This window comes from Brevundimonas nasdae, from assembly GCF_019395145.1.
Lineage (GTDB): Bacteria > Pseudomonadota > Alphaproteobacteria > Caulobacterales > Caulobacteraceae > Brevundimonas > Brevundimonas nasdae.
On record NZ_CP080034.1, the window covers coordinates 2,436,899 to 2,457,657 of the forward strand.

General features: G+C 61.2%; 14 protein-coding genes. 9 read left to right on the top strand and 5 right to left on the bottom strand.

Features of this window, described 5'->3' with window-relative positions:
- Positions 1-103: 103 nt before the first annotated feature.
- The 3 genes from KWG56_RS11880 (at position 104) to KWG56_RS11890 (ending at position 3,495) form a co-directional block, all read left to right on the top strand.
- Positions 104-643 carry a helix-turn-helix domain-containing protein gene (locus tag KWG56_RS11880; protein ID WP_219354916.1) on the top strand — a complete coding sequence of 180 codons (540 nt, stop codon included), beginning with the start codon at positions 104-106 and terminating at the stop codon, positions 641-643.
- Between the two features lie 558 nt (positions 644-1,201).
- The gene (locus KWG56_RS11885) at positions 1,202-1,834 is read left to right on the top strand and encodes a lasso peptide biosynthesis B2 protein (RefSeq protein WP_219354917.1); all 633 of its coding nucleotides are present in this window, start codon (positions 1,202-1,204) and stop codon (positions 1,832-1,834) included.
- Between the two features lie 413 nt (positions 1,835-2,247).
- Complete coding sequence (locus KWG56_RS11890) at positions 2,248-3,495, top strand: asparagine synthase-related protein (RefSeq protein ID WP_280638382.1); 1,248 nt, start codon at positions 2,248-2,250, stop codon at positions 3,493-3,495.
- Here the strand turns inward: KWG56_RS11890 and KWG56_RS11895 are convergent.
- The 4 genes from KWG56_RS11895 to KWG56_RS11910 are packed head-to-tail and all read right to left on the bottom strand — an operon-like array spanning position 3,443 to position 10,494.
- The gene (locus tag KWG56_RS11895; RefSeq protein ID WP_219354919.1) at positions 3,443-5,899 is read right to left on the bottom strand and encodes a S9 family peptidase; all 2,457 of its coding nucleotides are present in this window, start codon (positions 5,897-5,899) and stop codon (positions 3,443-3,445) included. The two genes, KWG56_RS11890 and KWG56_RS11895, sit on opposite strands and share 53 nt — an antisense overlap.
- Before the next feature lie 9 nt (positions 5,900-5,908).
- Positions 5,909-8,893 (bottom strand): TonB-dependent receptor, encoded by a 2,985-nt coding sequence (locus KWG56_RS11900; RefSeq protein ID WP_219373665.1) that lies wholly within the window; start codon positions 8,891-8,893, stop codon positions 5,909-5,911.
- A 44-nt stretch (positions 8,894-8,937) separates the two neighbouring features.
- The gene (locus KWG56_RS11905; RefSeq protein WP_308384597.1) at positions 8,938-9,933 is read right to left on the bottom strand and encodes a FecR family protein; all 996 of its coding nucleotides are present in this window, start codon (positions 9,931-9,933) and stop codon (positions 8,938-8,940) included.
- A gap of 3 nt (positions 9,934-9,936) precedes the next feature.
- Positions 9,937-10,494 carry an RNA polymerase sigma factor gene (locus KWG56_RS11910; protein WP_244999494.1) on the bottom strand — a complete coding sequence of 186 codons (558 nt, stop codon included), beginning with the start codon at positions 10,492-10,494 and terminating at the stop codon, positions 9,937-9,939.
- A 1,295-nt stretch (positions 10,495-11,789) separates the two neighbouring features.
- Between KWG56_RS11910 and alaE the strand changes: the two genes are divergently transcribed.
- Positions 11,790-12,215, top strand: a complete 426-nt coding sequence (gene alaE, locus KWG56_RS19070) for an L-alanine exporter AlaE (protein ID WP_219354923.1) — start codon at positions 11,790-11,792, stop codon at positions 12,213-12,215.
- A 31-nt stretch (positions 12,216-12,246) separates the two neighbouring features.
- Here the strand turns inward: alaE and KWG56_RS11920 are convergent, their stop codons facing one another.
- On the bottom strand, positions 12,247-12,513 hold the full coding sequence (locus KWG56_RS11920; RefSeq protein WP_219373666.1) for a hypothetical protein: 267 nt from the start codon (positions 12,511-12,513) through the stop codon (positions 12,247-12,249).
- 374 nt (positions 12,514-12,887) lie between these two features.
- Here KWG56_RS11920 and KWG56_RS11925 point away from each other — a divergent pair, with 374 nt between their 5' ends.
- The 5 genes from KWG56_RS11925 (at position 12,888) to KWG56_RS11945 (ending at position 20,675) form a co-directional block, all read left to right on the top strand.
- On the top strand, positions 12,888-15,056 hold the full coding sequence (locus KWG56_RS11925) for a porin family protein (RefSeq protein ID WP_219354924.1): 2,169 nt from the start codon (positions 12,888-12,890) through the stop codon (positions 15,054-15,056).
- Between the two features lie 92 nt (positions 15,057-15,148).
- Positions 15,149-15,673 carry an RNA polymerase sigma factor gene (locus tag KWG56_RS11930; RefSeq protein ID WP_219354925.1) on the top strand — a complete coding sequence of 175 codons (525 nt, stop codon included), beginning with the start codon at positions 15,149-15,151 and terminating at the stop codon, positions 15,671-15,673.
- A gap of 66 nt (positions 15,674-15,739) precedes the next feature.
- Positions 15,740-16,678, top strand: a complete 939-nt coding sequence (locus tag KWG56_RS11935; RefSeq protein ID WP_219354926.1) for a FecR family protein — start codon at positions 15,740-15,742, stop codon at positions 16,676-16,678.
- 105 nt (positions 16,679-16,783) lie between these two features.
- Positions 16,784-20,065: a TonB-dependent receptor gene (locus KWG56_RS11940; protein ID WP_244999495.1), complete on the top strand. Its 3,282-nt coding sequence runs from the start codon at positions 16,784-16,786 to the stop codon at positions 20,063-20,065.
- Between the two features lie 91 nt (positions 20,066-20,156).
- Complete coding sequence (locus KWG56_RS11945) at positions 20,157-20,675, top strand: hypothetical protein (RefSeq protein WP_219354927.1); 519 nt, start codon at positions 20,157-20,159, stop codon at positions 20,673-20,675.
- Positions 20,676-20,759 lie beyond the last annotated feature (84 nt).

Sequence of the window (20,759 nt, forward strand, 5' to 3'; positions counted from 1 at the left end):
CTTCGTCGCAACCCCCGCAAATTGGACGGTGTCGTGCCCGCTAAATTCTTGCGGTATTGGCCACTGCTCCGGAAACAGAACAAAAAAGACACACACGCCAGCATTGATCCGCAGCAAGGAAATGGACACCTTCGGTAGTGAAAGGTCGTCCCTCATGCCGCCCGATCCGCCTAAAAACCTGAGTGATGCGCGCCTGGTCGGGCTGGCCGCCCGCACCATTCGCCGCGCCCGTGGCATGACGGTTCAACAGGTCGCCACGGCTATGAATCTGCCGCCTAGGACCTACGAATATTTTGAAAGCGGCGCCGGTCGTCTCAACCACGACTACGTCCAGAGATTCGCCGTCGCCACGGACAGCGATCCCTATTCCTTGCTGATCTCGCCCGCCCTGGGGTCCACGGAATTCGCCAGGAACACAGCCGACATAAAGCTTATGCTGATCTTCCTGATCGCCCTGGGCGAGTTTGATCGCAGCATGGGGCCGCGTTTGCGCACGCTCGACCCACGCGCCTTGATCGAAGCGTTTACCGATGCCTTTCAGAAGCTCGAAACCGAGAGCCGCCAACGTGACGCCGAGACAGAGGCCTGGCTGGAAGCCGGCCGTGACCTGATTGCAGGCCGCCGGGACGTCGGCGACGCCTGACCCTCGCAAATACACGACAGATATAGATTGTCGGTTCGGACCACCGGGCTCTTGATGGAGCCGTCGCAATGTCGCGGCGCTCAAGAAGGGAGACCGACCATGACCACCTCTTCGAACATCCGACTGATCGCTTTCGGCCCTGCGTCCACACTGACGCGCGGCGCCGAGCAAGGCACCATCCCGGAGAACGACCTCAGCGTCTATCCGACCCTCGGGTGAAGCACGCAGCGGGTGCGCTCAGGCGCGCCCGCCTTCACACCACCCCTTCCAACCCCCAGTCGCAGGGCGTTCAGGGCACACGCTCAAGAGTTGGGCCCGCGCCTCAGCGCCTCCTCCAAGGAGATGACGATGACCAAATCCGCCTTCCGCCGGATCGACTTCGGCGCCGCTGGCACCCTCACACTCGGCTCGGACATGGGCGACCTGCCCGAAACCGATTTCGGTGTCTGGAAAGTGCATCCCTGACCGGGATCGGGGCGGGCCTCAGGCCCGTCCCGCACCTTGCCGTGGAACGCCACAGCTCATCGTATGGCAAAATGCGCCTCACTCTCCGGCCGCTTGGTCGACGGCGTTTTCCTCGCTGTGACCGGGCAGGATGTCGTCATTCTGGATCTCCGGACCGACACCTATGGCTGTCTGCCGGAAATCGGTTCCCGTATCTTGGTGGACGGTCGAAACTTGACCTTCGACGAAGCACTGTCAGAGTTGCTGAAAGCCTCTGGCCTGCTGTCGGACACTCTGTGCGCGGCGACGCTTTCCGACGTCGGAACGCGCTTCCCTCATCCTCCAACAACTTGTCTGCCACTCGGTCGAAACCGCCGCCGCCCGGCCAATGTAGTAGCCTTCCTGTCAGCAGCGAGACGGATCCGAAACCTTGGCCCCGATCCGACGGTCCGCATTCTCCTCGATGCACTCCCCGCTCGACCGACGAAGAATCCTGACCGGAAACGCGTCGCCGTCACAACCGAGGCGTTTCAAGCCTTGTTGCCCTGGACGCCGCACCAGGGCGCCTGCCTCTATCGGGCCTTCGTGTTGCTTTCGATGCTGCGGCGCTCCGGACAGGACGCCGCCTGGGTGTTCGGCGTTCGAACCTGGCCCTTCAGCGCGCACTGCTGGCTTCAATTCGACGACGCCGTGTTGGACGACGACCCGGAACGCGTTGGCCTATACACGCCGATCATGGTGGTCTGATGCGAGGCTATGTCGCCTTCAGCTGGGCGTCCGACGACGCGGAGGCCGTGCGTCGGGCATCGCAGCTTCGACGCGACGCCGGCCCCGCCGGTTACGTCGCCGTGGAGATGACCCGAACATCATGGGTCGGGATCAAGGGGCCTTGTCCGCCCGCCCTGCAGAGACCGCGACAGGGCGAGCTCGTAATCGGCGACCTATTCGCGTTCGGTTCGACCCCGCTTCCCGCTGGACCGAGAGAGGATCTTCAGGCGGCTGCCTGGTACAGCCGTAATCGATGGGGACGATACGTCGTTCTCTTCCGGGACTCAGAAGGTGGTTTCCGATCGGCCTTTCGAGACCCGTCGGGGGCGTTGGCGGCCATCCTCTGGACAGCCAACGGCGTCCGGATCTGTGCTTCTGAAACTGAGGACTGGATGTTTGCAGGCGCACCTACGCGTCTGAGCTTCGACTGGGATGCGGTCGCGCGACTTGTCGCCTCTCCGTTCGACTTGCGCGGAAGCCCCCCACTGCAGGGCCTGACGATCCTCGGAGCGGGAGAGCATGGCGCCATTGGCCAAACCCCGACCACCGTCTGGTCGGCGATCAAGATCGTAGGCCGTTCGGCATCCGCCCCAAGATCGGCCGCTGCAGAGCTACGGGAACGTCTCGATGAGTGCGTCGACGTCATGGGTCGGAATAGCCGACTGGGCGTGGAGCTTTCCGGCGGATTGGACTCCTCAATCGTCGCCGGGGCCGCACGGGCGATGGAGCTCCCGATCGCCCTGACACTGAACACGCGCGGCCCTCAGCCCGAGACCGACGAGCGAAGGTTTGCAACCATGATGGCCAATTGGATAGGACTTCCTCTCGAAGTGCGCCTGCGCCAAGAGGTCGTGTTCACGGCTGAAGCCTTCGAGGCCACAGCGGGCGATCCATGGCCCAGCCAGAACGGCCGTGATCTTGCCAACGACCTGACGGTCGTCGAAGCCTGTCGATCGGCAGGTGTCGACAGGCTTCTGACCGGCAAGGGGGGCGACGCCCTCTTCTTCCAAATGCACACGCCGCTCACCTTCGCCGACCTATGGCGCCGCCGTCCGATCCAGGCGCTTCTATCCCCAGCGCTGCCGGGCGTTGCGCGCTGGACCCGCAGTTCGACCTGGTCCGTTCTCCGTGCTTCGCGCCACGCCTTACAGGACCTCAAGGTGCACGACCTCTCTCCCGGAAAGCGGATGCAGATCGCGGCCATCGAGAGCGGGCTTGCCTACTACTCTCGGTGTCTGCGGTCTGACGTGGTCGATATGGTCCACCCCCTGATGTCCCAACCCCTGATAGAGTGGGCGCTCAGAACGCCCGTGCCGGACCTTACGCCGGGCGGACAGGAGCGCGGTCTTGCCCGACGTGTCTTTGCAGATCGTCTGCCTGAGGCGATCGCGAACCGTCGCGCCAAAGGAGACTACGCCGCCTATTTCAATCAGCAGACGGCCGCAAACCTGCCCTTCCTCCGAGACTATCTGCTTGGCGGCCGCCTCGCCGATCAAAGCGTTTTCGATCGAGCCGACATGGAAGCCCGGCTCGTTCCGGATCGACTTCTATGGCGCGGCGGCGCCGCCGAGATTCTGGCTGCCGTCTCTACGGAGGCGTGGGTCCGCCGATGGGAAGCTCGGATGACGGCGGGACGGTGAGCCTCGCAGGAGACGGCCCGAGCGTTGAGGCGAACCAGCCGTCGATCCGATTCCAAAGATCACGGATCACGCCCGGACTGGAGAAGAGATGATGCTCCCCCCAATAGGTCACCAGCTGCACGTCCTTGTTCTGCCGCCATAGCGCGGTGAAGACGCTTTCAGCCTCAGTCAAGGGGACAAAGTCGAGGTCACCATGGACCAGAAGAACCGGTGCCGTGATCGATCGGGCGCTGAAGAAGGGACTGTTCCGGACGTAGGTTTCCGAAAGATTCCAGGGCGGGCCGCCCATCGCCCCCTGCCCTTGCTCCGACCAGCCCGCGCTGCGGCGGACGTAGAGGCCGAACTCCTGATTGGCCCGTGCAAAACCAGCGAAGGCTCCCCAAGCTGCGGCGAGATTGGCTGAACTCGACAGAACGACGAAGCTGCGAATGCGGTCCGTCTCCGTAGCGAGGACCAGTCCAGCGTATCCACCGAAACTATGTCCGATATAACCGACCCGGTTGCCATCCAAGTCGGGATATTGCTCGAGTGCTGCATCGAGCGTCGCCAGGACTCGCTCGGTGAGGTGAGAGGCCGGCCCGTCCGGTCCGGTTCCAGGAAGCGCCGGAAGGAGTACAGCATAGCCGAAACCGGCCAGCAACTGGGCGTTCGCCATGGCCGAAGAATCGCCTCGGCTATCCGGTCGATGAGTCGAAGCGCCCGGATAGGCCAGCAGGATGACCGGAGTGCCCGGTCGGAGCCCGCCGGGCGGCGCGATGAGCCAGCTTGTGCGGTAGGCTGCTTGAGCGCTCAGCGTCGTAACCGGCAGGGGTTCGCCGAACTCCACGTTGACCAGGAAGCCGTTGATCCGGGCCAGAGACCGCCTCCCCTCCAACGTCTGAAGGTCCAAAACCTCACCATCGTGTTCCACCCGCCGGCTCACCAGAAGGTCCGCCCCTGCCGCGCGCACATCCGCTGCCACAGTCGCAGCGATCACCTCAGCCGGATGATCGCGGTCGAACCGCCATACCGATCCGTCTGGTGCGCGACCGAGAACCCACAGCTTTTGCTCGGGCGCGTTCAACCTTAGGCGGGGAGATGTCCATAACGTCGTGGTCGCCACCGCCGAAACGCCCTCAGGGCCGGCAAGACGACGGGCCCCACCGACTGAGATCGACCAGAAGGCGCCTTCGGCGCCGACGATGAAACCGTCGTCTTGGACAGCTTCGATTCCGCCTGGTGCCCCCGGGAGAGATGCGGTGAGATTGATCGGCTCGCCCTCGCCTACACGATACCAATCCGCGCGTGACGCACCCGGTTGTCTCGCAAGCGCGACGACGTCGGCCCCCCTCCATACGGCGCGAACGGTCTGGAAGCCCGCATCTCGGGTCGCGCCCACTTCCGGTTCAAGGTCTCCGAGCGAGAGCGGGGCGACGGCCTTCCGGGCAGGATCGAGAACCAGAAGACGGCCGTTGGTCGACGCCAGCGTCGTCTCCCGCTCCCAGACGAGGAGCTTTCCGTCCCTAGACCACCCGAGAAGGCCGGACGCGACCTCGCATCCCCCGCAGGCTTCCCACCACTCGCCCGTCGCAAGGTCCTGAAGCCTCAGCCTACGACGCTCCGGCGGCTCCAGCGACCTCAGCGGCTCGGTTGCCGGCGCTGGTGCGCCCCGGTCCAGCATGGCAAGCCATCGACCATCGTCGGACAGGGCCATGTCGAGGGTCTGGCCTTCCGCAAGCAGGGTGCGTTCTGCATTGGCCAGATCGATCCGCCAGGTCCGCAGAGGCGCACCATAGCCCTCCTTGTCGGCCAGCCGCCCAGCGCCCCACACAGTGATGCCGACACCGCCTAGCGCACTAACCTGACGACGCCTGTCGGTCTCTCGCACGGCCCGAGCGATCCCGCCGATCTCGTAAGGCAGATCGCCGTCACTACGGGCCGTCAGGAGGAGTTCCTGATCGGATCGCCAAATCACCGTCTGCCCCTTGACGGGAGGCTCCGCCCCCAGCCCCAGCCAGGCGACGACGCCGGTAGCGAGTTCGACAACCCCCGTCTCCCATCGATCGTGTTGGAGACGGTGAACGACGAGCCGGCGGCCGGAGGGCGAGAAGTCTCCGAGCACCACCCCCCGACTTTCCGCAGCCGCAAGCAGAGGACGCGGAGGCGTCGACGCCGTCCTGTCAGCCACCCAGACCTCGCTCGTCGTCCAGCCGCCGAAGAACCCCAGATCGAACCGGTCAGCGCTCTCGTACGGCCCTTGGCGTTCGAACAGGATTTTTCGTCCGTCGGGCGAGAGGCGGACTGAGCCGAACGCCTCCCGTTGCAGGATGTGGTCGACCCGAAACGGATCGGCCTGTGATGGACAAGCCGTGAGAACCAGCGTCGCCGCCAGCATCCACGGCGTAAGCCGCAGGATCGTGCACATGGGAAATGCTCACCAACGCTTGGTCAGTTGAAGCGACACCACGCGACCGAGGATGTTGGCGTTTGCCGGATCGAATCCGAACCCCTGAGGATTATCGTAGAACGGCGGTGTCTCATCGAAGAGGTTCTGCGCGCTTAGCGCCAGGTCGACGCCTTCGAGCAGACGCCAGCCTGACGGCGACCAGCGCAGTTGCGCATCGACAGTCGTCCAGGGATCGATCTTCACGCCCTTAAGGCTGCGGTAGTCATCGACGTAGTTGACGCCGAGACGGCCTGACCAGTCGCCGCGGGTCCATCTTGCGGCGGCGTTGAGACGAAGGTTCGCCGGGAAGCCGACCAGGTCGGCCAACTGCTCCCGAGACGCCACAGGCGTGAGCTTGCGGCTGTATTCGAGGACATAGGTTCCGCCGATGTCGAGATCGATACGATGCGCGCCGAGATCCAGCCCGTATCCGGCCGTGAAGTCCACGCCCCTCGTCCTGAGTTCGCCCGTGTTCGCCCACCGACCGTCGAGGATGATCCGAAAGGCGGTGGCAGGATACTGGCCGGGCTGAAGATAGGCCGGGTTCGCCAGATAGCTCTGGACAAGCGCCAGATCTGCGGCGCTGCTCGACGGATTCACGAACGTCAGGAAGGGCGCCAAAGCCGGGTTGTTGAGCACGGTGGTCAGGTTACTGGACGCGGGCCGGCCGATGCGGTCATCGAACAGGATGTCGAAATAGCTGGCGCCGAACTTCAAACCGCTCGGCCGGACGATGTCGAAGCCGACAGTCAGACTCTTGGCCTTCTCCGGCTGGAGTTCCTCATTGCCGCCAAGGCGGACGAGCGACAGCTGCGAACCGGTCGGCGAAGCCAAGTTGACCGCCCCAATCTGCACCGGCTCGTACAGTTCGGTTAAAGCCGGGGCGCGGAACGACGTCCCCCAGCTCGCCTTGCCAGTAACACCTTCGAACGGCTCCCAGATGACGCCCAGCTTGGGGTTCGTCGTGGATCCGAAATCGCTGTAAGATTCGGTTCGTGCGGCGAGGCTGAGCTCCAGTCTCCGCAGACCGGGCGCGGCGTTGGGCACGCCGAAGAGCGGCGCGCGGAGCTCGACAAAGGCGGCGTAGATTTCCCGGTCTCGAATCCGGGTCAGACCTTCGATCGGCGTCAGCCCGGACTTGAAGGAGGCGCCGCGGTTACGTAAGACCTCACGTCGGTAATTGAAGCCTGTCGCAACCTGCAGGGGCCCGCCCGGCAGTGTCATAGCGGTCCCGTTGATCAAGGCGTTGACCGTCTCGACGCGACTACGCGCCCAATTCCGATCATATCCCTGGCTGATGAAGTCAAGCACCTCGCGACCGTTGGCCGCGCCCGAACCGAAGAGGTTGAGATAGCCGTCGCGGGCCGGACTGTAGGAGGTCAACGGATTGTCGGCGATTGACCCCAGAGCCTCGTTCAGGAAGGTGGTGTTGATCTGGTTTTCCTGGGCGCCGAAACTCGCTTCTTCGGCCCAGGACCCGTAGAGGTCGAGCGACCAGTCGGGCGTCAGGTTGATATCGGCGCCGAGTGTCGTAGCGAAACTCCTGGAGCGACCGGTCCGTTTGGTAGGACCGATTTCCCGACCGAAATCATAGGCGATCAGGTGGGACGTCGAGCCGTTGGGCGACACGAACCAGGGATTGGCGTTCGTGACGGTGTAGAGCCCGCCAGCGGAGATGCTTGCGTAGTCGTAGTTTCGCTCGCTGAAGCGCACATCGCCGGAGATTTCCACGTGATCGCCGAACGCCTGCCGGGCGCGAGCATACACAGTCTGCCGCTCCTGCTCGGGAATGAGATCCATTCCCTCCCTGCGATTGTAGAGATTGGACTGCCCTGCGGAGAAATCCGCAGGGGATCGCGCGATGCCGTCGGCGCCGGGACGGATCGCATAGGCCGAGACATAGGCGCCGAGGCCAGCGTCAAACCGCGCAATGTTTGCGGGCACGCCGTAGATGTTTCTGTAATCCAGACCACCCCAGGGCCGCAGGTCGCCCGTCGCCGTATAGGGACGGTCCGCCGAGTTCAGGGCGTTCGAGTGCTGATATTCGTAACTCAGAAGCGCTGAGCCCGATGACCATCCCTTGCCGAAGAGATGGGAGGCGAGAACATCTTCCGCGCCGCCCTGCGCCGCCGCGACGCGGACGCGGCTTTCGTGTCCGTCGAAATTGCGTTTCAGGATGACATTCACCACGCCGCCCACGGCGTCCGATCCGTAGATGGCGGAGGCTCCGTCGAGCAGAACATCGACACGTTCAAGCGCCGCGCCCGGAATTGTCGAAAGGTCAGCGAATTCGCCACGCGAACCTGTGCCTGCGATCCGGCGACCGTTGATCAGGACCAGGGTGGAGTCTTCGCCCAGCCCTCGGAGGTTGACCCCGGTCGACAAAGAACTGTTGCTGCCCTGGGCGTCATTGAGCGCCAACAGTGTTCCGGGCGTAGCAGAGCCGGCGTAGCTCTGAGGCAGGGTGGTCAGGACATCCGCCGCGGTCGCAGCCCCTCTCGCGTCGATCTCGGCCCGCGAGATGACGGTGACGGGCGACGGCGTCTCTCCTGCCCCCCGCAGCAGCGAGCCCGTGACGAGGACTTCGCTGATGTCAGCCGCATCCGTGAGATCGGCGCGGACATCGACCGCCCGTCGGAGAACAATGACACCCGGGCGGCTGCGGGACCAGACGATCCCGGTCCCCGACAGCAGACGGTCGAGCGCCGCGCTGGGTGCATGACGCCCAGTGACGCCCGAGGTCCTGAGGCCGTCCACCAGATCGGCCGTGTAAAGCAACTGGATTTCGGCCTGACGGGCGTATCTGACGAGCGCTGCGTCGAGCGGTCCGGCACCGATGTCGAAGTCGCGGGCGGCCTCGGCCTGGGCGGCTCCCGCCATCGCGGCGATCGGCGCGACAATGGCGCTCAGGAGCAGGCTTCGAAAATGTGTGGTCATGGTGTGTCCCCTCCGACGCGAGATGGCGTCGAACAAGAGACGCAGCCCGGACCCATGATCTGAGTTTGAACCCTATATTTTTATCCGCTGACGGATGAGCGGATCAGACGCACGCCACCGTCGGCGTCCACCACGGCCCGCAGGCCGAATAGGTCGGAGACGGCGGCGACGAAGGCGTCACCATCTCCGGTTGCGAACACTCCATTGACGGGGGTATCGGCGAGTGGACCGACCGCCAGAACGATCTTGTCGGGAAGGTAGCGGTTGATCTCGGCCACCGCCTCGCGCAGCGGTGTGCCCCTGAACACAAGACGGCCCTGCGTCCAACTGGTCACCTCGACGGCGTCAACGGCGACAGGCGTGACGTTGGACTTTGCGGTCTCGACCTGCTGGCCGGGCCGCAGCCGCCAGGTCCCGCCAGCACGCGCGTCGGCGTCGGTGACCACAACGACGCCCTCAAGCAGGGTAACGCGCGCGCCTTCGGGCCGACGACGAACATCAAAAACCGTGCCGAGCGCCGTCACCTCGGTCGCACCAGCAGAAACCCGGAATGGACGATCCGCGTCGTGGGCGACGGTGAACAGGGCCTGCCCCTGTTCCAGGACGATCTGCCGCTCGGCGCCGGTGAACTGGACGCGAACCCGCGTGTCCGTGTCCAGGCGAACCTGGGTTCCGTCTGCAAGCCGGATTACTTCGTGCTGGCCGACTTCGGTTGAATACAGATTGCGGGTCTGAAGCCAGAAACTCGCGAGCAGAACGACGGCGCCCAGCCCCGCGAGAAGCGCCGTCGCCGGGATCAATCGGCGGGTCCAAGCCCGCTCCCGTGGGGCTGTGGCCTTCAACGTCTCGCGCGTCAGCGCCTGGACGTCAGCGTCTGCCCCGAGCCCGCCCGCCGAACGCCACAGCATCTCGACGCGGCGGTAGGCGTCGGCGTTCACAGGGGTCTCCCGCCAGACTTTAAATGCGGACAGGGTAGCCGCAGACACGGGCCGTTTGCCGAGGCGCACATGCCACTCGGCTGCTTGACGGTCCGCAACGCGTTTTCCGGCTTGCGGGTCGCTCATGACGCTCCCCATCGACTACAGCCGCAACTGGGCTGCGCAGTAGTCAAGGGCCTTTCGCATTCTCCACTGGACCGTGGTCACGGGAATGTTCAGGCGCTCGGCTATCTCTTGATACTCCAGATGAGCGAAACGGCTCAAGACGAAGACAGTGCGGAGCTTCGGCGGCATATTGAAAATGATCTGTTTCAGCAGGATTTCGTCGATCTGGCTTGCCGGATCGACCGCCTGTTGGATCTCGGCCCGGTCGGTCTGTTCGAGCGGACGGGGACCGCCACGTCGGCTGCGGTCGATGGCAAGATTCTCGACGATCCTGAGTAGAAGCGCCTTGGGATGAGCAATCGCGCCTTCGCGCATATAGGGCGTCATGCGCACCCAGGCTTCCTGGGTGAGGTCGTCCGCTTCGTCCCCGTAACGGCGTCGAAGCCGCGCTGTCAGCCAGCGGGAGTAGAGGCGATAGAGATCACCGAGGCCCGTGTCCCCCCGTGATCCTCTCGCTTCTCTCGACCGGTCCGACACGGGCTCGCCTCCAGGTGTCGAGGCGAGCCCGGCCGATGCACCGGGTGTTGAGATCATGCTTGAGGCATGCGCCAACGCCTTTAGCCCGAAGGCCTGGACATACGCGCCGACCACACCGCTGCCGCGGAGCGAAAATGTTCAGATCGTCTCAAGCGAGGTTCTCACGCCTCGACGCCACCCGCAGGTGACGCACTCCAAGCTTGAATCAAGGTTCAAGGGATTGCAAGTCGGTGCCATCTCCTGAGCGGTCAGCAGTGGCGCGCGCCCAGCCGAGTTCCAGATCGGAGCGCGGTCATTCGGAGCACATTGCAAACACGACATTCGGCTCATGATCCAGACGATACGCTCATGCCCTTAGACGCCTTGACGTCGAATCGCGTCACCTGGAGGCGCTCCCCGAGAACGGCAGTTTCCAGTAGACGATCGAGAGAAAAAGGGTTCGGCAGGCATCCTAAGGGAGAGCATCTTGGGCGGGGAAGATGCCTCGGGGCGGGTTCATCCAGGAGACAACTATCGCGACATAAGCCGCGCGGACCAACTAACCGGTCGCGCACCGCAACTGAGCCGCCTGATTGACCATATGACCGGAATTGCATTCCACCAAAGTTCTTCACTCACAATCGACGACAGTCGGATTGGAGCCTTCGGTTTCTCAGCCGGCGGCTTCACAGTGGTCTCGGCGATTGGTGGGATCTCCGATTTTTCCCACGATCAGACGATATTGCACCTCGCATACAGATGACTTTGCATGTCGACTGCTAGGAAGCCGATTCATCCACTCGGATCTTTGGAAATCGAGCCCTTCCGATGGACGCATCAAAGCGGCCGTTATAGCCGCTCCTGCATTTGGCTACTCCTTTACAGACGACAGTCTAGCCAAGATCCAAATTCCCGTGCAGCTATGGCAAGCGCAAAACGACCAGATTGTGCCCTCCCCGGACAACGCAGAGTCGCTGCGCGACCGACTGCCTACGACGCTCGAATATAGAATCGTTGAAAACGCAGGACACTACGACTTCATGCCGCCATGTTCACCTGGCCTTTCGCTAGCTGCTCCCACCATCTGCGCACCTACGCCCGGGTTCGACAGAACCTCGTTTCACGATAAGTTTAACCAAGAAGTTGTTAAGTTCTTTCAACGGACCCTTGGATGATGAATTGTCCTCGACATCGAAAGTAGTCGGCATCGATCAAGGCGATGTTCGGGCGGCTCTTTACCCCAAAGTTGTTTCTAACAACATTATTATAGATAAAAGAAAAGAATAGATACCGATGCGAATTGACTAACAAAATCTGCGCAAACCTTATAGAATAAACGTATGCAGAATGGATGACATTTCCAGAATTAAACAATGCACGAGGTAAGACGTTTTCTCGCCGACACTTTCGCAATGGTAGCCTTCTCTTTTCTCGTAGGAGGCTTTGTCGAACTAGCGATAAGTGGGCTCACTCTGGACCAAACTTTAAAAATTAGAGTCGCTGCTATACCTGTATCAATATTAATTGGGCGACCTTACGGACTTTATAGAGATTTCCTCCTTCACATACTAACAAGAGTTCACGATAATCATCATGTAAATAAATTTTTGGTCGATACTTTTGCCAATCTAACATTTCAGGTCCCGTTGTATGCTTTGATTTTGTCTTTCAATGGCGCTACCCACGCGCAAATTATTTCCGCAGCGGGCTCAATCGTACTAATTTCTTCCATTTCTGGCCGACCCTATGGACTATTTCTAAATATATGCAGGCGATTGTTTTCAGTACCTATTGCCTGAATTACGACCGGTGAATTACGCCTGACTTTCGTCACGAACATAAAACAACCCAATTCGCCCAACCCAACAGATCACCGGCCAATAATTTTGCGCCTTGAGGTACATTCCTGATAAGTCGTGAAACAACGACATTGACCATCATCTTGAAACAGAAATGAAACGCCCCGAACTGACGAAGCTCGACTTGTCTTCCGCCTCCTTCACCTGAATGCCCGCCCGCTTTCACGCAGCCCCAGTCCGGAACTGCCATTGTCTTCGATCTCTCGGCGAAAGGCCGAAGCTGACCCTTCTGCGACATTGGGAAGGTCCCTAGTCGGGCAGGGGGCGGGTCATAATGGAACCCAAGCGTTGAACTGATTAAATCTGGCGGAGAGAGGTTATAGTTCGAACGGGATGTGCACGCGATTTCTCTCAGACGCCAATTTGAATAACAAAAAAATACCAAGAGAACCCGTGAAAACAAAAAGGATATCATCGCTTCATACTTGATAATGCAATGTGGAAGTCGGGCAAAATTACTGAATAAAAGGGGTAATACGCTTTCTTTTTTACCACATGGGGAAAGTCGTGCCTCTTCTCTCGAGGGGACAAAACGTAATCCGGTCTAGCCATCGCGAAAAAGTCGTCTTAGACATCCATCAATGGTTGTGGCCCTTTCAGCGAGGTGTGGAGATGGCTTGGCTGCCGCTAATCGCCGCTTTCGTCACAGGGCACAGCGCAGCCATACTGGAACCGGTCGAGGCGTCGCGAAGTCAAGTCGCCGCTCAGAAGCTAGAAGCACCCGTCCAGGTCGACGACGTCGAGGTGTTCGGCCGACGCGGCGCCGCACTCACGCCGCCTCAACTTGAACTGGATGGCGCCGACATCGACGCACTTCACGCGTGGAGCATTGACGAAGTTTTGAAGCGAATGGGCGAGATTCTCGCGCTCGGCGAGCAGCCCATGGTTCTCATTAACGGCCAGCCCACTCCGAACCTTTCAGCCTATACCGGCTTCCCGCCCGATGCGCTCGTGCGTGCTGAAGTGCTTCCCACACAGGCGGGCGGAATCTACGGCGCGGCCTCCGGACAGCGGGTCGTCAACCTTGTCCTGCAATCGCAATTCTCGAGCTACGACGGCCGCCTTGTCGGTACACGGCCGACCCAGGGAGGCACATCCTCGCTTTCGGGAGATCTTCGACGTTCCGCGATCGCCGGCCGCAACACCCAACAGATTGGCCTTCGGCTTGCGCGCGACACAGCGCTCCGAGCGGGCGAACGAAAAGGCTATCTTGCGCGAGACGAATCCGACGACGAGATCGTGACGATCCGACCTGAGTCGGCCTCCGCCTTGGTCAACCTCAGCGCGACACGAGCGCTTGGCGACTGGTCGGGCGTATTCAGCATGAATGCCCAGACCCAGGATAGTCGTGGGATCGTTCGCTTTGGAAACGACGTGGTCGCGACGGATCGGTCGTTCGAAAATCTGACGGCTTCGGCGGGATTTAGCGGCCAGGCTATTGGGTGGTTCTTGCAGGCCAACCTGAACGGGCGCGCGGCCTGGAGCCGTGAACGTGGGCTTCAGGATCTTAGAAACGATTCCCAGGCGTTCACCCTCACTGGATCCGCACGCCGCTCGCTTCTTGACCTCCCGGCCGGCGCGCTGACCGGCAACCTGAACACCAGTCTGATGACGAACCGCTCAGTCGGGACGCGGGATGGAGTCTCTATAGACAACGCGTTCCAATCCCAAGATCTTCAGGCCCTTCTTGCGGTTCCGCTTTCGAAGGCGGGCGCGGCTTCATTCCCGCGTCGACTGCTCGGCGATCTCGCGGCGACATTCGGCGCAGGCGTGCGACAAAGCGGCGGCGGTGGAGGCGAGGAATTGCGCGCAGGCCTGTCATGGGCCCCTCATCGGGGGATCCGGCTAAATGGCGAATGGGTTGGTTCGACGGAGAGCGTGCCGGATATCGTCAGGACGGAGCCGGAATACTACGGTGCCCCTATCGTCGTCTTCGATTTCCGAAACGGGGAAGCGGTCGAGATTCTACCGCTGCGAGGCGGCAATCCTGACCTGAGCCCGCCTCGATCTGACCGATTCTCCTTGATTACAGCTCTCGGGCCATTCACGTCCTGGGCCATTTCGGCGAACGTGGCCTATCAGAGGGCCAAGGCGTCCGACGGCATCGGCGCCCTTCCTGGCTTGACCGAGGAGATCGAGGTGGCGTTTCCTGAGCGTTTTCAACGCGATCCGGAAGGCCGCCTGATCAGCATCGACTATCGCCCGGTGAACTTCAGTTCGACCTTGACCGAGAGTCTGAGCACGGGTCTGAACTTCAACCTTCCGCGCCCAACGGGGGTCGGCGAGGGCAAAGCGACGGTGTTGCGCATCGCCGTCAATCATACGCTGCAACTGTCGAGCATAATTCAACTGCGCGGCGGCCTGCGCGAACTGGATCGTCTGCATGGCGACGGCGGCGGCCTAGCGCGGCAGAACGCCCGCGTGATGGTTGACGCACGGCGCGGGCCGTGGGGCGCGAACGTATCCGCCCAGTGGCAGGACGGATATCGGACCCGCCGCGTCGGCGGGCAGGACGGGCCGGGCGATCTCGTCGTCTCGCCCTTCACGACGGTCGATCTGCGTTTAAGTCTTCAACTGACCTCAAGCGGATTGAGGATGCCCGCCGAAGACGGTCCTCAACGACGAAGCGGGGGCGTGCAGGTCAATCTCGACATCGAAAATCTGTTGGACGCCCGACGCGAGGCGCGCCTCGGCGACGGATCCGTCGCACCGGGATACGGCCGCGACGTGCAAGACCCTCTTGGACAGACCGTCCGGTTGACGTTGCAACAGCGCTTCTAGGTTCGCGCTTGTAGGTTCGCGCTTGGGTTGACGCGCGCGTCACCTTTGACCCAGAGTGTCCGCGAGCGAGCGATGGTCCGGGGAGGGTCGTAGTGAAGCCGCTATCACGTATTGCGACGGCCCGGGATCTGGAGGCGGCGTTTCGTTCGAGCGCCGACGGATTGCGCGCCATTACGCGCCGCGTCGAGGGCGAAGAGGCGGATATAGCGCAAGACGCGTGCCTGAAGCTTATCGAGACCGCGCGCCGCGAGCCGATCGCTGCGCCGACACACCTCTTGTACCGAATGGCGCGGAACCTGGTGATCGATCGGTTGCGATCCCGTGCGCTGGCGACCCGGCTCTTCCGGTCGGACGAGGCCGACGATCATCACCCCTGCCCCGAAGCCGATCCCGAGCGCGCGCTCCTAGCGAGCGAACGTCTCAAGCGAGCACTGCAAGTGATAGACACCATGCCCGACCGCCGTAAGGAAGCCTTCCTGCTGCACCGGATCGACGGGCTGAGTTATCTCGAGATCGCGCGGGCGATGGGGGTCAGCATCAAGGCGATCGAGAAGCATATTTCGGCCGCGATGCTCGAACTGACCCGAAAAATGCATGCGGATGAACTCGACAAGTAGGGAACAGCCCTATTCGTTCGTCTATAAGGGTGTCCTCCGGACTTTCCGGTCGGTAGCGCTCCGTTCATGATCCTAGACGACGACATTCACGAAGAAGCAGCCCGATGGTTCGCCGCTCAGCGGCGAGGCCCGATGCCGCTGGAGGAACGGCAGGCATTCGACGCCTGGCGCGCTGACCCTTTGCATCAGGCCGCGCTGAACCGCATGCACGAGGTCTGGGGGGAATTGGCCGCCGTTGGGAGGGGCATTCCGCGACCAGGCCGGCTGCCAGTCCATCGCGACCGCCGGAAGGTGATCGCCGCCGTTCTCGTGCTCGGCTTAGGAAGCCTAGCCGCTGGCGCGGCCTGGAAACTTCATCAACCGTCGGCGATAACGGGCATCGGCGAACAGCGCAGTCAGGAACTTCCGGACGGCAGCATTGTCGCCCTGAACGTCGTTACGAAGGCGCGCTACGATATCAACGCCCGCGAGCGGCTCGTGCATTTGACCGAGGGCGAGGCGACCTTCGTGGTGCATAAAGACCCGGAGCGTCCATTCCTGGTTCGGACGGCGGGCTTCGAAGTTCGCGCGATCGGAACGGCGTTCAACGTCCGCATTCGCGATCGTAGCCTCGATGTCGCCGTCAAGGAAGGCGTGGTGCAAGTGCGGCGCCTCGCGGGCGACGACAAGCCGGTTTTTCTTCGCGCTGGCCAGCGGTTTCAGGTCCGCGACACCGCCCACCCTGCGCAGGCACCGGTGAAAATCTCGAATATCGCGCCGGGCGCGGTCGATGAATGGCGCCAGCGCGTCCTGACATACGAGGACGCCCCGGTCGATCAGATCGTGCAGGACGTCAATCGCTTCTACGACCGCCCCATCGCCGCGGATGCCGACCTCGGCCGGCGTCACGTGACGCTGAGGCTGGTGATCGACGACCGCGCCGACACGGTGAAACGGCTGGCCTCCCTCTTGAATGCGGATGTTCAGAGCAACGGACGGGCGGACAGGCTTAAGCCCCTCGCCTGAAACAATCTTCGCGAAATTGAAAAAAGTTCGCGACGGGAGGTAGGGTCTTTCCCGCCTGAATCGTCAATCCCTTCAAAACAACGATCTCTTGGGAGGGAGAGGCTTATGGTGTTGCGGTCTTCGCATGTCCGTTTTTCGCGTTTGCGCATGTTGGCTGGGGCTGGCTGCGCCGCCTTGCTGATTGCGGCGGCGCCGCTGGGGGCTGCGGCCCAGTCGGCGGTAGCATCGTTCAATATCCGGCCCGCCCCGCTGTCGCAAAGCCTGCTGGAATTCGGGCGTCAGGCCGGAATCTCCATCGCCGCCGAACAATCCCTTACCTCCGGGCTGCGCGGTCGCGCCGTCTCGGGTCACCTGCCGGTCGATGAAGCGCTGAGCCAACTCTTGTCCGGCACCGGTCTCAGCGCCGAGTTCGCCAGCCCGAGCGCCGTACGCCTGGTTCGCACCGGCCAAGGGGACGCTGGGGGAAACGACCTCGGCGGGCAGAACCTGATCGCTCAGGAGCCGACGTCCGTCGAGGACATCGTCGTCACCGCCCAGAAGCGTGAACAATCAATCCAGGACGTGCCGATCGCCGTTTCGGCCTTCTCGGCCGAAAACCTTGACGCGATGAAGATCGAGGGCGGGTCCGAGTTGTTCCGCGCAGTGCCGAACGTGACCTTCTCCAAAGGCAATTTCAGCATGTACAACTTCTCGATCCGGGGGATCGGGACCAAGGCTGTGTCGGCTTCGTCAGATCCAGCGGTGGCGGTGAGTTTCAATAACACTCCGCTGATCCGCAATCGCCTGTTCGAGCAGGAATATCTGGACGTGAATCGTGTCGAGGTGCTGCGCGGACCGCAAGGGACCCTCTACGGCCGCAACGCGACGGCGGGCGTCGTCAACATGTTCCCGAACCTGCCGGGTCCGGACTTCGACGCCATGCTGAAAGCTGAGACGGGCAACTACGGCTCGGTTCGCGGCCAGATGATGGTCAACATCCCGCTGGCCGACACCTTATGGATTCGGGCGGCGGCCGGCCTGACCAAGCGCGACGGCTTCGACTACAACACCTTCAACGAGACTCACGTCAACGGGCGCGATCTGTACTCGGTTCGTCTGTCGGCAGCCTGGGAACCGACAGACAGTTTCCGCGCCAACCTGATTTGGGAGCATTTCGGCGAGGACGACAATCGTTCGCGAACCGGCAAGCAACTTTGCACGACCGATCCGGGTCCCGCGCAGGTAGGAAGCTACACCCTCACAAGTTCTTTCCTGAGGGGGGTTCTGAGTCAGGGCTGCCAGCCCGGCAGCCTCTTCGACGATGCGGCCTACGGCACACCCAACGGCACCAGCATGGGGCAAATCTGGGCGGCGGCGAATATCGCCTACGGCTTTCGCACAATCGACGGCAGGCTCACTTCGATCAGCGGCATTTCTCAGGGTGTAAATCCCTATGCCGGCGTCACCCAGTCGACGAACCTTCGCGAGATCGCCACCAGCTACGACCCGAGATTCCGTGCGACCAATGATGTCTATCAGTTGAATCTCGAATTTGACCTGTCGCCATCCCTGAAATTCGTGTCGCAGACGACCTATGCAAAGGACGAATTTTGGTCAACCCAAGACTACATGCGATATGTATCCAACGAGATATTCAATCGTAGCGACTATGACGACTACAAAAACGTCTTTGGTCAGATCAGCCCGGTCCATGAGACAAGATATAATGCAGCGCCAGGCGGGATATACACAGACCCTCAGCTTGGACCATCCAGCCGGATGCTGGCCGTCGACCTGAGCAAGTCGAATAACGAGCAATTTTTCCAGGAATTCCGTCTTCAGTCGAGTTTTGGCGGACGATTTAACTTCAACCTCGGAGCGAACTATCTCAAGTTTGATACTAGAGATGACTACTACGTCTTCAACAACGTCTTCACCCTGATCGCCGAGCAGTGGTACAATACGATACAGGTCCCCGGCGGCGGCCCACTCAACAGCGGCATGTCGATTCCTTGCGTCGACGGCAGCCAGACCGAATGCGTCTATGTCGACCGTTCCTCGATCGATAATATCGCCGGCGACGGGCACAACTATTTCCGCAGCAAGAACGAGGTGACGACGGAATCCTTCGGCGTCTTCGGCGAAGCCTATATCGACCTTGCGGACACTTTCCGTCTGACGGCTGGGCTGCGCTACACCGACGACACCAAGACGACGACGCCCTATCCGACCCAGTTGTTGCTCGGGACGCGAGACAGTCTCGGCTACGGGCACCTGACCGGCGGCTCGATCGCCCGAGGCTTTGAGGCGCTTCCCGATATCAAGCAAAATTGGGCCGAGACGACGGGACGCCTAGTGCTGGACTGGAAGCCGACGACCAATCTGATGGCCTATGCGTCCTACGCTCGCGGATACAAGGGCGGCGGGACCAACCCGCCCCGCGCGGGCATCGATCCGCGCGTGGTGCAGTATCTGCCCCAGTCCAGCGTCTTCGATCCCGAATTCCTCAACGCCTATGAGGTGGGGATCAAGAGCAATCTGTTGGATCGGCGGCTGCGGGTGAACGCTACGGCCTTCTACTACGACTACACTGACTATCAGGTCTCGCAGATCGTCGACCGTATTTCATTGAACGAGAACTTTGATGCGGAAAGCATGGGGCTGGAACTGGAGGTCGCCTACCAGGCGACGCCACACTTCCGGATCGACGGGAACTTCGGCTATCTCAAAACCCGCATCGCCAATGGCGAAGGCTCCATCGACGTGATGAATCGGACTCAGGGCAATCCCGATTGGATGGTGCTGCGCCCTTGGGTTCAGGTGCCGTCGAACTGCGTGGCACCGACCGCGATCGTCGAGAAGATCGTTCGCAGCAACTATGGCGACGGATTGAACCAGCTCGCGCTTCAGGTCCTCTGCGGCGGTTCCAAGAACTACGGTTCCTTTGATCCAAGCTTCGTCGGTGGCACGCCCTTCTGGGCTCTATACGGCGTCACCTACAATCCGCTGACGGATGCACCTAACAACGGCCGCGGCTTTATGGCTGATCTCGGCGGGAACGAGCTGCCGAACTCTCCGCGATGGACCGCCAGTATCGGCGCCGAGTACGTCTGGAATATCGGCAGAACAAACATTACTCTTAGAGGTGATTATTATCGCCAAGCTAAAAGTTACTTCCGCGTTTACAATACCGAGTACGACCGACTTAAAGGGTGGGGCAATGCCAACCTATCTCTTTCGATTGAGAACCTTTCATCCGGCATAGTTGTCAGTGCCTATGTAAAAAATGTCTTTGATGACAGTCCAATAGTCGATGCTTTCACGAACAGCGACGACACGATGTTAACCACAAACGTATTCACACTAGATCCTCGAATTATCGCGATCTCAATATCAAAGAAGTTTTGATATAAGTATTGACTATATGCGTTTTAGCTATAGATTTCACTAATCTGAAAAATTGTTTTCAGGTAAAATATAATGAAGAAAGGCACGGATCATGAATAAGATGTTTGCTGTAGTCTCTTCCATTGCTGCTGTAACTTTGTTTGGCGCTGCTTCCGCTAGCGCTGCGGACTTTGCGACGGCGCCCGGCACCTATCGCGCTGAAGGTGATCTGCAACTTTATCAGACGATCCCGAATATTTTCTGCCACGTCTCGATGGACATCGTCGTCGACGCCGCCGGAAACGCCACTGGCACGAACGTCACTTTCAGCCCGGGTAATGGTCTGTGCGGAACCGTCATTCGTCCGCTGACCACCAATTGGGCGATCCACAAAGTGTCCAAGGGTACGGACGAGGGAGGCGTTTCGCTGGACGTCTCGGTCCAGGCCGGGGCTGGAACCTGCACTGGCAATCTCGCGCCGCTGAAACTCTATTGGGGCAGCAAGGGTCCAAACCGAATCGAGACGGATCCGACCGCGTTCGTCGCCGGCTCCCCCTCGACCTGTCAGGTCACTGGCACACTTGCCGTTACTCCGACCGGCGGAACGTCCGGTGAGTTCCGGATGCAATAATCCTCCGGACACAAACAAGCGCATTCCCCGGCGCTTGAACCTTGACCGGACGTTCATCGTCCGGTCAAGGGCCTTGCCACCGAG

Bases quoted from the DNA above. Each gene is read 5' to 3' on its own strand.
- KWG56_RS11935 (WP_219354926.1), top strand. From the start codon at position 15,740: ATGATCCTAGACGACGACATTCACGAAGAAGCAGCCCGATGGTTCGCC.
- alaE (WP_219354923.1), top strand. From the start codon at position 11,790: ATGCACGAGGTAAGACGTTTTCTCGCCGACACTTTCGCAATGGTAGCC.
- KWG56_RS11940 (WP_244999495.1), top strand. From the start codon at position 16,784: ATGGTGTTGCGGTCTTCGCATGTCCGTTTTTCGCGTTTGCGCATGTTG.
- KWG56_RS11945 (WP_219354927.1), top strand. From the start codon at position 20,157: ATGAATAAGATGTTTGCTGTAGTCTCTTCCATTGCTGCTGTAACTTTG.
- KWG56_RS11910 (WP_244999494.1), bottom strand. From the start codon at position 10,494: ATGATCTCAACACCCGGTGCATCGGCCGGGCTCGCCTCGACACCTGGA.
- KWG56_RS11895 (WP_219354919.1), bottom strand. From the start codon at position 5,899: ATGTGCACGATCCTGCGGCTTACGCCGTGGATGCTGGCGGCGACGCTG.
- KWG56_RS11890 (WP_280638382.1), top strand. From the start codon at position 2,248: ATGTTTGCAGGCGCACCTACGCGTCTGAGCTTCGACTGGGATGCGGTC.
- KWG56_RS11905 (WP_308384597.1), bottom strand. From the start codon at position 9,933: ATGGGGAGCGTCATGAGCGACCCGCAAGCCGGAAAACGCGTTGCGGAC.
- KWG56_RS11925 (WP_219354924.1), top strand. From the start codon at position 12,888: ATGGCTTGGCTGCCGCTAATCGCCGCTTTCGTCACAGGGCACAGCGCA.
- KWG56_RS11920 (WP_219373666.1), bottom strand. From the start codon at position 12,513: ATGTCGCAGAAGGGTCAGCTTCGGCCTTTCGCCGAGAGATCGAAGACA.